At 68.0% G+C, this 12,754-nt stretch carries 9 protein-coding genes; 5 read left to right on the top strand and 4 right to left on the bottom strand.

Translation table 11 applies throughout. The annotated features are described in order from the left end of the window. Positions 1–56: 56 nt before the first annotated feature. The 5 genes from addB (at position 57) to ACSLUQ_RS13900 (ending at position 8,692) form a co-directional block, all read left to right on the top strand. The gene (gene addB / locus ACSLUQ_RS13920; RefSeq protein WP_461808859.1) at positions 57–3,179 is read left to right on the top strand and encodes a double-strand break repair protein AddB; all 3,123 of its coding nucleotides are present in this window, start codon (positions 57–59) and stop codon (positions 3,177–3,179) included. Continuing rightward, the gene (gene addA / locus ACSLUQ_RS13915; RefSeq protein WP_461808858.1) at positions 3,176–6,709 is read left to right on the top strand and encodes a double-strand break repair helicase AddA; all 3,534 of its coding nucleotides are present in this window, start codon (positions 3,176–3,178) and stop codon (positions 6,707–6,709) included. The genes addB and addA overlap by 4 nt, the downstream gene beginning before the upstream one ends. A 112-nt stretch (positions 6,710–6,821) precedes the next feature. Continuing rightward, positions 6,822–7,142 carry a thioredoxin gene (trxA, locus tag ACSLUQ_RS13910; RefSeq protein ID WP_417771938.1) on the top strand — a complete coding sequence of 107 codons (321 nt, stop codon included), beginning with the start codon at positions 6,822–6,824 and terminating at the stop codon, positions 7,140–7,142. A gap of 163 nt (positions 7,143–7,305) precedes the next feature. Then, on the top strand, positions 7,306–7,932 hold the full coding sequence (gene grpE / locus ACSLUQ_RS13905; protein ID WP_417771939.1) for a nucleotide exchange factor GrpE: 627 nt from the start codon (positions 7,306–7,308) through the stop codon (positions 7,930–7,932). Between the two features lie 136 nt (positions 7,933–8,068). Continuing rightward, positions 8,069–8,692, top strand: coding sequence for a trimeric intracellular cation channel family protein (locus ACSLUQ_RS13900; RefSeq protein ID WP_461808857.1), 624 nt, complete (start codon positions 8,069–8,071; stop codon positions 8,690–8,692). A gap of 59 nt (positions 8,693–8,751) precedes the next feature. On the opposite strand, the gene ACSLUQ_RS13895 is transcribed toward ACSLUQ_RS13900, so the two are convergent. From ACSLUQ_RS13895 to rpsA, 4 genes are all read right to left on the bottom strand, one after another. Continuing rightward, positions 8,752–9,108 carry a LapA family protein gene (locus ACSLUQ_RS13895; protein WP_461808856.1) on the bottom strand — a complete coding sequence of 119 codons (357 nt, stop codon included), beginning with the start codon at positions 9,106–9,108 and terminating at the stop codon, positions 8,752–8,754. A gap of 252 nt (positions 9,109–9,360) precedes the next feature. Beyond that, positions 9,361–9,663 carry an integration host factor subunit beta gene (locus tag ACSLUQ_RS13890; RefSeq protein WP_417771942.1) on the bottom strand — a complete coding sequence of 101 codons (303 nt, stop codon included), beginning with the start codon at positions 9,661–9,663 and terminating at the stop codon, positions 9,361–9,363. Further along, on the bottom strand, positions 9,660–10,667 hold the full coding sequence (sppA, locus tag ACSLUQ_RS13885; protein WP_417771943.1) for a signal peptide peptidase SppA: 1,008 nt from the start codon (positions 10,665–10,667) through the stop codon (positions 9,660–9,662). Before sppA ends, ACSLUQ_RS13890 begins: the two co-directional genes overlap by 4 nt. Positions 10,668–10,871: 204 nt before the next feature. Then, the gene (gene rpsA / locus ACSLUQ_RS13880; RefSeq protein WP_417771944.1) at positions 10,872–12,581 is read right to left on the bottom strand and encodes a 30S ribosomal protein S1; all 1,710 of its coding nucleotides are present in this window, start codon (positions 12,579–12,581) and stop codon (positions 10,872–10,874) included. Positions 12,582–12,754 lie beyond the last annotated feature (173 nt).

Genomic DNA, 12,754 nt, shown 5'->3' with positions numbered 1-12,754 from the left:
CGCTGTCGTTCCGCGTGCTTGCCCGCGCCTCCCCGTTTCCTGCCGGATCCCACGCCATGACCGTCTCGCTGAATGTCTTCACGCTGCCGCCCTCGACGCCCTTTCTGCCGGCGCTGGTCGATGCGCTGCTGGAAGGCCGACTGATCGAGGGGTTCGCGCCGCACGAGGACCCGCTGGCGCTTGCCGGCGTCACGCTCTACGTGCCGACCCGCCGCGCCGCGCGCAGCCTGCCCGCGCTGCTGCAGAAGCGCCTTGGTGGCAGGGCGGCATTGCTGCCGGTGATTCGCCCGCTTGGCGACGTGGAGGAAGATGCCCTTCTCCTGGGTTCCGGCCCGGCCGTCGACGGCCTGCCGCCGGCTTTGCCGGAAATGGAGCGGCGCATGGCGATGACCCGCCTGGTCGACGCTTGGGAAGGCGCCTTGCGCCGCGACGTGCTGGGGCTGCCGCCCGGCGCGGTTCTGCGCGCGCCTGCCTCCGCCGCCGATGCCGCCTGGCTTGCCGGCGACCTGATCGCGCTGATGGACGAGGTCGAGACGGAGGAGATCTCCTGGGCCGGGCTGGCGCAGCTGGTACCGGAAGACTTTGCCCGCTATTGGCAGATCACGCTGGATTTCCTCAAGATCGCCATGGAGCACTGGCCGGCTTATCTCGAAGGGCGCGGCGCGATGGACCCGAAGGCGCGCCGCTCGGCGTTGATCCGTCGCGAGGCTGCCCGCCTGCGCGCCGATCCGCCGAAGGGGCCGGTCATCGTCGCCGGCACGACCGGCTCCATCCCGGCGACGGCCGACCTGCTCGCCGCCGTCGCCGCTCTCCCGCAAGGGGCCATCGTGCTGCCGGGCTTCGACCAGGGGCTCGACCAGCGCGCGCGCAACGCCATTCTCGCCGCGGGCGGCGAGACCGGAACGCCAAGCCACCCGCAGCATGGCATGCTGCGGCTGCTGGCCGCCCTTGGGTGCGCGCCTGAGGATGTGCGTGAGCTGGTTGCCGGCGGTGAGCCCGCTCTTGCTTTGCGCGACAGGCTTGTCGGCGAGGCGCTGCGCCCGGCCGAGACGACGGATGAATGGCCGCTGGTCGCCATCCGGTATCCGCAGGCCGACCGCCTGGCGGCTTTTGCCGATGTGGGACTGCTTGCCGCGCGCAACGAGGCGGACGAGGCGCTGTGCGTCGCTGTCGCGCTGCGCCGCGCGGTGGAGCAGGAAAAGACCGCTGCCCTTGTCACCCCCGACCGGACGCTGGCCCGCCGCGTTGCCGTGGAACTGGCGCGATGGGGCATCCAGGCTGACGACAGCGCCGGTCGCCCGCTCGACCAGACCGCGCCAGGCGTGCTGGCCCGTCTCGCCGCCGATCTGGCCCTTGGCGGACTGGAGCCGGTGGCGCTGCTGGCGCTGCTGAAGCACCCGCTCGCCCGCCTCGGTTTGCCGGCAAAGGAAATTCGCGCGGCTGCCCGGGCGCTGGAGCGCGCGGTGCTTCGCGGGCCGCGCGCCCGCGCCGGCAGCGAGGGTCTGCTGCGTGCCGTCGCGGCGGCGCGCGACATCGCGGTTTCCGAGGAGGCGGGGCCGATGCCGCGCTGGAAGGAGATCCATGCCGATGACTGGGAAGCGGTGCTCGACCTCGTCACCCGCCTCGGCGAGGCGCTGAAGCCGCTGGAGGAACTGGGTGAGGCGGAGGGCGCGATCGAGGTCACTGCGCTGGTCGCGGCCCATGAGGCGGTTCTCGTCGCGCTCGCCCGCGACGAGACCGGCGAGGCCCCCGAACTCTATGCCGGCGAGGCGGGGGAGGGGCTTGCCGCCGCCTTCGCCGAAATGTTCGCCGCCGATCCGGCAGGGCTGTGCGTGCCGGCCCGGGACTGGCCGGCGGTGTTCCAGGCACTCGTCTCCGGCATCAACATCCGCCGCCGGTTGCCCGGCGATCCGCGCATCGCCATCCTCGGTCCGATGGAGGCGCGTCTCCAGGCTTACGACGTGATGGTTCTCGGTGGGCTCAACGAGGGCACATGGCCGCAATCGACGCGCAACGACCCCTGGCTCAGCCGGCCGATGAAGGGTGGGCTCGGTCTTGATCCTCCCGAACGCCGCATCGGCGGTGCTGCCCATGATTTCACCCAGGGGCTGGGCGCACGCGAGGTGATCCTGTCGCGCGCCGAGCGCGCCGATGGTGCCCCGACCGTGCCCTCGCGCTGGCTGTTGCGCCTGACCACGCTGCTCGGCAAGGACGTGACACAGGCGATGACGGCGCGCGGCGACGCGCTCAAGGCGCTGACGACCATGCTCGACGTCACCGGTCCGCCGAAGCCCGCGGAACGGCCCGAGCCGAAGCCGCCCGTCGCGGCCCGCCCGCCGCGCATTTCCGTCACCGAAGTGGAGACGCTGATCCGCGACCCCTATGCGGTCTATGCGCGCCGGGTGCTCGGTCTTGATCCGGTCGACCCCATCGGCGGCGATCCGGGAGCGGCGGAAAAGGGCACGATCATCCACGATTGCCTGGCCGAGTTCCTTGTCGGCTGGACGGGCCCCTTCGACGAGGCGGCCCATGATCATCTCGTCGAGATCGGCCGCCGCCGCTTCGCTCCGCTCGAGGCCTTTCCCGCGATCCGCGCCGTATGGTGGTTGCGCTTCGTGCGGATTGCCGACGCCTTCGTGCGGTTCGAGGCGGAACGCGCGAAGCAGGTGGACGAGCGTTATCTCGAGATCGCCGGCGCGCTGGAGATCGATCTGGCGCCGGGACGGCGGATCACCCTGAGCGGCCGTGCCGACCGCATCGACCGGATGCAGGATGGCACGCTGTCCATTGTCGACTACAAGACCGGCCGGATGCCGAGCATCGGCCAGGTTGCCGCGCTGCTTGCCCCGCAGTTGCCGCTGGAGGCGGCGATGGCGAAGGAGGGCGGTTTCGCCGAGGTCGGCTCCGGACTGCCGGTTTCCGAGCTTCTCTACCTGCGTCTTTCCGGCGGTCGCGATCCGATCGAGGAGGGGGCGCGCGGGCCAGCGAAGGGCGTGACGCTGGAGGACTTCGCCGATGAGGCGCTGGCACGCACGCGCGCGCTTCTCGCTGTCTACGAGAACCCCGAGCGCGGCTATCTCTCTCGCGCAAGGGTTATGACGGAGGGAGATATGAACGGGCGCTACGACCATCTGGCGCGGGTACGCGAATGGGCGCTCGGCGGGGAGGACGAGGCATGAGCCATATCGAGGTTCCCCAAGCCACCCGTGAGCGTCAGGCGCTTGCCGCCGACCCCAGGCGGTCCGCCTGGGTGAGCGCCAATGCCGGCTCGGGCAAGACCTTCGTCCTGTCGCGGCGGGTGATCCGCCTGCTGCTGGCCGGCACGGCGCCCTCGCGCATCCTCTGCCTGACCTTCACCAAGGCCGCCGCCGCCGAGATGGCGACCCGCGTCTTTGACACGCTTGGCGCCTGGACCGCGCTCGATGATGCCGCGCTTGCCGACGAGATTGCCGAGATCGAGGGGGAGACGCCGGATGCAGCGCGCCTCGCGCGCGCCCGCCACCTCTTCGCCACCGCGCTGGAGACCCCGGGCGGGCTGAAGATTCAGACCATCCATGCCTTCTGCGAGGCGTTGCTCCACCAGTTTCCCCTCGAGGCGAATGTCGCCGGCCATTTCAGCGTGCTTGACGACCGGCAGGCGGCGGAACTGCTCGCGACGGCGCGGGCGAAGGTGATGGGCGCGGCAGAGCGCGATCCGCAAAGCCCCTTCGGCCGGGCGCTCGGCTTCCTTATTTCAGAGATGGCCGACAAGTCGGTGGAGGAGGTGCTCGCCGAGCTCGTCTCGCGGCGCAACGACCTGCGTGCCTGGCTTGTCGAGGCGGGTTCCCTGCAGGAGGGCCTGCGCGAGCTGCGGCGCGGCTTCGGCCTTGACCCCGACGAGACGCTCGCCGATGTCGAGCAGCGCATGCGCGGCGAGACGGTGTTCGACGCGACCCGCGCCGCGCACTACGCCGATCTGCTTGCCACGGGTGGGGCGAATGACGTCGCCCGGGCGCAGAAGCTGCGCGCCGGCATCGTCGCGGAGGATTTTTCGAGCTGGCGGGCGACCTGGCTTGCCGCCTTCTTCACGGCCAAGCTGACGCCGACCAAGAGCCTTGCCGGCAAGGCGGTGGCCAGCGCCAACCCCGAGCTTGCCGAGGATCTTGCGGCGGAACAGGCCCGCCTCGAGCGGTTGTTGGAACGCTGGCGCGCCGCCTATGCACTGGCTGGAACGGAGGCCGCATTGCGCCTCGCCGACGCCATGCTCGATGCCTATGAGGGCGAGAAGACGCGGCGCGGCCTGATGGACTTCGAGGACCTGATCATCCGCACGGCCAATCTCCTGGCCCGTTCCGACGCGGCGTTGTGGGTGCAGTACAAGCTCGACCAGGGGCTCGATCATATCCTCGTCGACGAGGCGCAGGACACCAGCCCGCAGCAGTGGCAGGTTGTCAGGGCGCTGGCGGAGGAATTCTTCGCCGGCGAAACATCCAACCCGCGCCTGCGCACGCTCTTCGCGGTTGGCGACGAAAAACAGTCGATCTACTCCTTCCAGGGCGCGGTTCCGGCCTATTTCGCCGAGATGCGACGCCATTTCGCGCGCCGCGCCGAGGAGGCGGAGCGAAACTTCTCGCGTCTGGAGCTGACGCTCTCCTTTCGCTCCCGTCCCGACGTGCTCTCCGCCGTCGACCTGGTCTTCGCCGAGCCCGCCGCGCACAAGGGGTTGTCGCAGGACGAGGGGGCCCCCGTGCACGAGGCGATCCGGCGCAACGAGCCCGGCATGGTCGAGATCTGGAGCCCGGAGCAGACAGAGACGGTTGCCGAGCCGGACGACTGGACTGCCCCGCTTGACCGGTTGTCGGCGGCAAGCCCCGTCTCCCGGCTGGCTTCCCGGCTTGCCGAGACCATTGATGCGTGGTGGAAGAGGCGCGAGGCGGATCCCGGCGACGTGCTGGTTCTGGTGCGCAAGCGCGGGCCCTTCGTCGACGCGCTGACCCGGGCGCTGAAGCAGGCGGGCGTGCCTGTCGCCGGCAGCGACAGGTTGCTTCTCAACGAGCATATCGCCGTCGCCGATCTGGTGGCGCTCGGCCGCTTCCTGTTGCTACCCGAGGACGATCTGTCGCTGGCGGCGGTGCTGCGCGGTCCGCTCTTCGGCATCTCGGAAGAGCAGCTCTTCGCCATCGCCCGTCCCGACCCGGCGACCCGGCGGTCCGGCACGCTGTGGCAATCGATATTGCGCCGCTCGCAGGACGATCCCTTCTGGGGCGCGATCCGCGAGCGTATCGAAGACTGGCGCGCGCGCGCCGACTTCATGCCGCCCTTCGAGTTCTATGCCAGGCTGCTCGGCGCCGATGGCGGGCGACGCGCCTTTCGCGCCCGGCTGGGAAACGAGGTCGACGACATCCTCGACGAGTTCCTGGCGCTGACGCTCGGTTTCGAGCAGACGGGAACGCCTGGGCTCGAGGGGTTCCTGGCGTGGTTCGCTGCCGCACCGACCCAGGTGAAGCGCGAGCTCAACGCAGCCCGCGGCGTGGTGCGCATCATGACCGTGCATGGCGCAAAGGGGCTCGAGGCACCACTGGTGGTGCTGGTGGACGGCGGCGGCGCGCCCGCGCCGTCCCAGCACGACAAGCCCTTCGTCAGCTATCCGCGCGGCGAAACGCGCGCTCCGGCACTCGTCTGGCTGCCGGCCGCCAAGGACCGCACCGACTGGCATGCGCAGGCCGTCGACGGATTGCGCGAGGCCGCGGAGGAGGAATATCGCCGGCTTCTGTATGTGGCGATGACACGGGCCAAGGATCGGCTCGTCGTCTGCGGCTGGGCGCCGGCGCGCGGTCAGGCGGAAGGCTGCTGGCACGCGCTGGTTTCCGCCGGGCTCGGTCCGACGGCGCGCGACGGCGAGACCGCGACGGGCGCGCCCTGTCGCATCTGGCAGGCGCAGGGGCGGGTGACGCCGCCGCCGCTGCTTGGCCGGGAGGCCGGTTCTTCGGCCGAAGACGCGGGGAGCGGCCGCGGGATCACGCCCGACTGGCTGTCGCGGCCCGTCGCGGCGGTGCCGCGCCCGCGCCGGCTCAACCCTTCGACCGCTTTTGAGGAAATGGAGACCAAGGACGCGCCCCAGGCAATCGCCGCCGTGTCCCGTCTCGAGGCGGCGCGCGCTTCGGCCGGATGGGGCGTGTCCGCGGGAGGAGGCGTTCCGGCGTCGCTGGCGCTCGAGCGGGGGCGTCACCTGCACCGGCTGCTGCAGATGCTGCCGGATCTTCCAGCCGCCGCGCGCCGCGCCGCCGCCCTGCGCTACCTCGCGGCCTATCTGCCGGAAGACCTCGCGGATGCGGCGGCCACGCTGGCGCAAGAGGCGCTCGGTGTTCTCGAGGCTCCGGAATTCGCCGCCGTCTTCGACCCGACGGCACGGGCGGAGGTGCCGATTGTCGGTCGTATCGCCGCGCCCGACGGCACCGAGGTTGAGGTTTCCGGCCAGATCGACCGGCTCAGCGTCACGTCTGAAGAGGTGCTTCTCGTCGACTTCAAGACCGACAGGCTGGTGCCGGCCTCGCAGGATGCCGTCGGCGAGAGCTATGTCACGCAGCTTGCGGTCTATTCTGCTCTGCTTGGCGGGCTCTATCCCGGGCGCGTCGTGCGCGCCGCGCTTCTCTTTACGGCAGGTCCGAAGCTGGTCGAACTGCCCGCAGCGCGCCTGGAGGCCGCGCTGGCCGCCCTTTCCCCTGCCTGAGAGGGAACGCTTGCTTGACGCCGGCAGGCGGCCTTCCTACTTTCTGCACAACACAAGGGCGCGCGCGCATCACGGGATGCGCGGCGGCCTTCCCACTTGGAAAGGGCAACACATGGCCACCACTATCGTCACGGATGAATCCTTCGAGCTGGACGTTCTCAAGGCCTCCGGCACGGTCGTCGTCGATTTCTGGGCAGAGTGGTGCGGTCCCTGCAAGATGATCGCCCCGGCTCTTGAGGAGATTTCCGAGGAGATGGGCGAAAGCGTCAAGATCGCCAAGCTCAACATCGACGAGAACCAGAACATGGCGGTGAAGTACGGTGTCCGCTCGATCCCGACCCTGATCCTGTTCAAGGACGGCGAGCCGGTGTCGACGCAGATCGGCGCCGCTCCGAAGAACAAGCTGGCCGACTGGATCCGGACCTCGTCCTGATACCATCGCCCGTTTCGCCGGCCGGAGCCGTCCGGCCGGGCAGAGGATAGCGCATGTTTCGTCTCGTCGATTTCGGCGGGGCGAAACACGCGCGCTTCCGGTTCGGGGGGCAGACCCCCGCAGCCAATTCCGTTTCACATGATGTTCGAGAGTTCTGACCACGATGAGTGACACGCGCAACACCGAGACCGGCATGACCGACGAGACCGCCGCCGCGGCGGCGACCGAGGCCGAGGTGACGACCGAAGGTGCGGAGGATCCGACCGAGACGCTGCGCGCGGAAAACGCCGAGCTGAAGGACCGGATGCTGCGCACCATGGCGGAGATGGAGAACCTCCGTCGCCGCACGGAAAAGGAAATCGGTGACAGCCGCACCTATGCGGTTTCCGGTTTCGCCCGCGACATGCTCGGCGTCAGCGACAATCTGCGTCGCGCGCTGGATGCGGTGTCCGATGAGGTGCGCTCCGCCGCCGACGAGGCCATGCGCGCCCTGATCGAGGGCGTCGAGATGACCGAGCGCGACTTTCTCAACCAGCTCGAGAAGCACGGCGTGAAGAAGATCGATCCGGCCGGCGAGAAGTTCGATCCGAACTTCCATCAGGCGATGTTCGAGGTGCCGAACCCGGACGTCCCCAACAACACGGTCGTTCAGGTGATGCAGGCCGGCTACAAGATCGGCGAGCGGGTGCTGCGTCCGGCCATGGTCGGCGTTTCCAAGGGCGGCCCGAAGGACAAGAAGCCGGATGCGGCGCAGGGCACCCCCGGAGCGACGGTCGACAGGACCGCCTGAGGACCCACGCATACGGCGGGAGGCCTCGGCGAGGCCCCGCCGGACAGCTCCCGGGACAGATGATGGCAAGGGCCGGCTAGCGCATGTGCGCGCCGGCCCTTTTTCGGTTGAACCGTCTCAGACCCGGGGAACGGCGATGGCGACAATGCTCCAGTTTCTGGACTTCCTCGGCGTGGCGGTCTTTGCCGTCACCGGCGCCATCGTGGCATCGCGGCTGAAGCTTGACCCGCTGGCCTTCGTCTTCTTCGCCGTCTTTACCGGTGTTGGCGGCGGCACCTTGCGCGATCTGCTGCTCGGGGCACCCGTCTTCTGGGTGGAAAACCAGATCTATGTGATTGTCTGCATCGCGATCGGTGCTGCCATGTGGGGTCTCGCGTCTCTCTTCGAGCGTCTGAGCAAGCCCCTGCGATGGGCCGATGCACTGGGGCTTGCGGCCTATTCGGTCATGGGCGCAGCCAAGGCGCTGAGCCTTGGACATTCCTCCGTCGTGGCGGTTCTGATGGGCGTGGCGACGGCAACCTTCGGCGGCATCGTGCGCGACGTGATCGCCGGGCTCCCTTCCGCCTTTCTCAAGCAGGAAATCTACATCACCGCCGCCTTCGCCGGAGCGATGGCCTATGTCGCGCTGACGCTTGCCGGCGTCCCGGCCTGGCCTGCGGCCTTTGGTGGCGGCGCGGCGGCGCTTCTCCTGCGCGGCGGCGCGATCCACTTCGGCTGGTCGCTTCCGACCTACAATCCGCCGGAAGACCGCTCGCCCTGAAGACAGTGCTCCCTGGCCGCCCCATGTGGGGCGTCAGGGTCGGGCGTCATGGTCGGGCGTCAGGCCGCGTTGCGCGAGCCCGGTGCCGGCAGGGACGCCGAGCTCGAAGCTTCAGGCTGACTGGCGATCTTGAGACGATCAGCCTCTTCGTGCCAGCGGTTGGCCTCGCGGCGCTTGACGCGCGCCTCCTTGCGCCACTTGCCCTGGCGGGCCCAGGACGCCACACCGCCGATGAAAACCCCGAAGGCGACGCCGGCGAACAGGAACCAGAACAGCGGCGCGGTGATGCTGATGGCGGGATCGGCATTGGCGAAGGGATCGAGCGACAACGTGACCACGTGCCGGTTCGCCACGGCAAGTGCGACGAGCACGATCGCAATCGGCACGAGCACGAGATTTTTCAAAAAGCGGGTCACGGTGTTCTCTCCGATTTTGGTCCTGGCTGGCGCCGGAACCGGCAGCGCACAGAGTGTGCGACTGCAGACGTTGGACGGGCGCATGGCGTCGCGGCTCTGGCTTGAGACGCCGCAGTAGGCGACGGCTTCACCGAGCGTCCGCGGCAACCGTACCCTGCCTTCTCCCGCAAGGTCGTGGCGTTTCCGGGGCAAGGCCCGGAAGCGGGGGTCCGCTGGCGCCCTTGGCTGGCGCTCAGCAGGCTCCCCGGCGGCTCAGTCGTCTTCGCCGTGGTCCTCGCCGTCGTTCAGGCGTTCGCGCATCTCCTTGCCGGTCTTGAAAAACGGCACGAATTTTTCCTCGACCTCGACCTTTTGTCCGGTGCGCGGATTGCGTCCGGTTCGGGCCGGGCGGTTCTTGACGGAGAAAGCTCCGAAGCCCCGCAGCTCGACGCGATTGCCGTGACGCAGGGCATTGGTGACCTCGTCAAGAATGGCATTGACGATGTTCTCGACATCGCGCTGATAGAGATGCGGATTTTGCTCGGCAATCCGCTGCACCAATTCTGACTTGATCATTCGCGCCCCCCTGACCCACCGTCTGCGTCCGCCGCGCCCTGAGCGTGCCAAACCGATACGAGACCGTCAAGCGCGACGCCCTCCGCAAAAAGTTCACCAGCCCTGCCCAACGTTCCTGAAATTTCGCTTGCGATGCCGGATCCGAAGGCATGCGCCATGCGCGAGAAGAACGGAAGACCGCTGCCGGTCTCGCCGCCTACCTTCCAGGTCACCACCGGCAGATCCTTCGGCAGGTCGTGGGTTTCGGCAAGCCAGGCTGCTGCTTCCTTCTCGCCGCCGATGGCGTCGACGAGGCCGGAGGACATGGCGCGTTCGCCGGAATAGATGCCGCCCTGGGCGACGGCGCGCACCGCGTCCTCGCTCATCTTGCGGCGCTCGGCGACGCGGGAGACGAACCACGCATAGCTGTCGTCGATGACCGCCTGCAGGTTCTGGCGCACGGCTTCCGGCGTCTTGTCGAAGAAGTTCGGCTCGGCCTTCAGCGGGCCCGACCGCACCACGTTCATTTCCACGCCGACGGTGTCGAGCAGGCCCTTGATGTTGCCGTACTGGATGTAGACGCCGATCGACCCTGCAAGCGAGGTGGAGCGCGCGTAGATGCGGTCGGCGGCGATGGCGGCCATGTAGGCGGCCGATGCGCCAAGCGTGCCGATGGTCGCGACCACGGGCTTTTCTTCCGCGAGCCTGCGCAGGCCGAGGTAGAGCGCCTCGCCACCGACGGTCGATCCTCCGGGCGAGTTGATGTCCAGGATCACGGCCTTGACGCGCGGGCTCTTGGCGATGTCCTCGAGAAGCTTGAGCCGCGCCCGGTCGTCGATGATGACGCCGCTGATCTCGACGCGGGCGATATGGTCCGAGCGCCGGCCGGCGGGGTCGAGAAGGCCGCCCCAGTGGATTGCCCCGGCCAGGGCTACGGCGAGGACGACGAAGGCGGCAACGCGCCAGAATACGACTTTCCGGCGTAGCCGCCGTCGGTCGATGATGGCATCTGCATCAAGGGCCATTCGTCTCAACCTTTCCAATGCTCTGTACGGCTTGCCCTATGGCTACATGGGTGAAGGGGTCTTGAAAAGCCCGATCTTTTTCCGTGCGCCCTGGCGGAGTGCCCCAGCGGGATGTTTCAGGGGTCCAAACGAAAAGACCCCGGCCGTTGGCCGGGGTCCTGTTGGCGACCGTCAGGAGACGGTCGCCGGTCTTTTCGACTTGGCTCAGTCGTCCGTGTCGCGGGCCTTGAGGGCCGCGGCAAGGATGTCGCCGAGCGACGCGCCGGAGTCCGAAGAACCGTACTGCGCCACTGCTTCCTTCTCCTCGGCGATTTCCAGCGCCTTGATGGAGGCCGAAACGCGGCGGGTCTTCTTGTCGAACTGCGTGATGCGGGCGTCGAACTTCTCGCCAACGGCGAAACGCTCGGGACGCTGGTCCGCACGGTCGCGCGCCAGATCGGCGCGACGGACGAAGGTGGTCAGGTCGCTGTCGGCGATCTTCGCCTCCAGACCGCCGTCCTTCACCTCGACGACCTCACAGGTGACGATGGCGCCCTTGCGGATCTCACCGGCCGCAGCAGTGTCGAACGGATCGCCGCCGAGCTGCTTGATGCCGAGCGAAATACGCTCCTTCTCCATGTCGACGTCGAGCACGACAGCGCGAACGACGTCGCCCTTCTTGTACTCTTCGATGACCTGCTCGCCCGGACGGTTCCAGTCGAGGTCGGAGAGGTGGACCATGCCGTCGACGTCGCCCTCGAGACCGATGAACAGACCGAACTCGGTCTTGTTCTTGACCTCGCCCTCGACCTCGGTGCCGGACGGGAACTTCTCGGCGAAGGCCTCCCACGGGTTCTGCAGGGTCTGCTTGAGACCGAGCGAGATGCGGCGCTTGACCGGATCGACTTCCAGGATCATCACGTCGACCTCCTGGGAGGTGGACACGATCTTGCCCGGATGGACGTTCTTCTTGGTCCAGGACATCTCGGAGACGTGGATCAGGCCTTCGATGCCCGGCTCCAGCTCGACGAACGCACCGTAGTCGGTGATGTTCGTGACGCGGCCCGTGAACTTGGCGTTGACCGGGTACTTGGCCTCGATGCCATCCCACGGATCCGCCTCGAGCTGCTTCATGCCGAGCGAGATGCGGTGCGTCTCCTGGTTGACGCGGATGATCTGCACCTTGACGGTCTGGCCGATCGAGAGAACCTCGCTCGGATGGTTGATGCGGCGCCACGCGATGTCGGTGACGTGCAGCAGACCATCGATGCCGCCGAGGTCGACGAACGCACCGTAATCGGTGATGTTCTTGACCACGCCTTCCATGACCTGGCCTTCCTCGAGGCTCTGGACCAGCTCCGAGCGCTGCTCGGCACGGGTTTCCTCGAGGACGACGCGGCGCGACACGACGATGTTGCCGCGGCGCTTGTCCATCTTCAGGATCTGGAACGGCTGCGGCGTGTGCATCAGCGGAGCGACGTCGCGCACCGGACGGATGTCGACCTGCGAGCGCGGCAGGAACGCCACGGCGCCGTCGAGATCGACGGTGAAGCCGCCCTTGACCTGGTTGAAGATCTGGCCGGTGACCTTCTCGTTCGCCTCGAAGGCGACCTCGAGACGGATCCAGCTCTCTTCGCGACGAGCCTTGTCGCGCGACAGGACGGCTTCACCGAGCGCATTCTCGACGCGCTCCAGATAAACCTCGACCGTGTCGCCGACGGACACGCCGGCATCGTCGCCGTCGCGTCCCTTGATGCCAAATTCCTTGAGCGCGATGCGGCCTTCGACCTTGAGGCCGACGTCGATCACCGCGAGATCCTTCTCGATGGCGATCACCTTGCCGGTGACAACGGAGCCTTCATAGAGCTCCTGCTCCTGGAAGCTCTCCTCCAGAAGGGCAGCAAATTCATCGCGAGTGGGGTTCAAACTGTTCATCGAAACTCCTGGCAGCCTTTATCGGCTCGTCGCCGGCTGGTTGGTGTTGCTCTCCACGATCCGTTCGTCCGGCAATCTCCCACCCGAAGGGGACATTGCGACCGTCGTGTCTTTCGTGCCCTGAAGGGAGCGAAGGACCGGACGGGCCGGCGAAGCGGAAGAAACGAACCGCG

Source organism: Stappia sp. ICDLI1TA098 (assembly GCF_054880955.1).
This window is presented reverse-complemented; position numbering and strand designations above follow the sequence as displayed.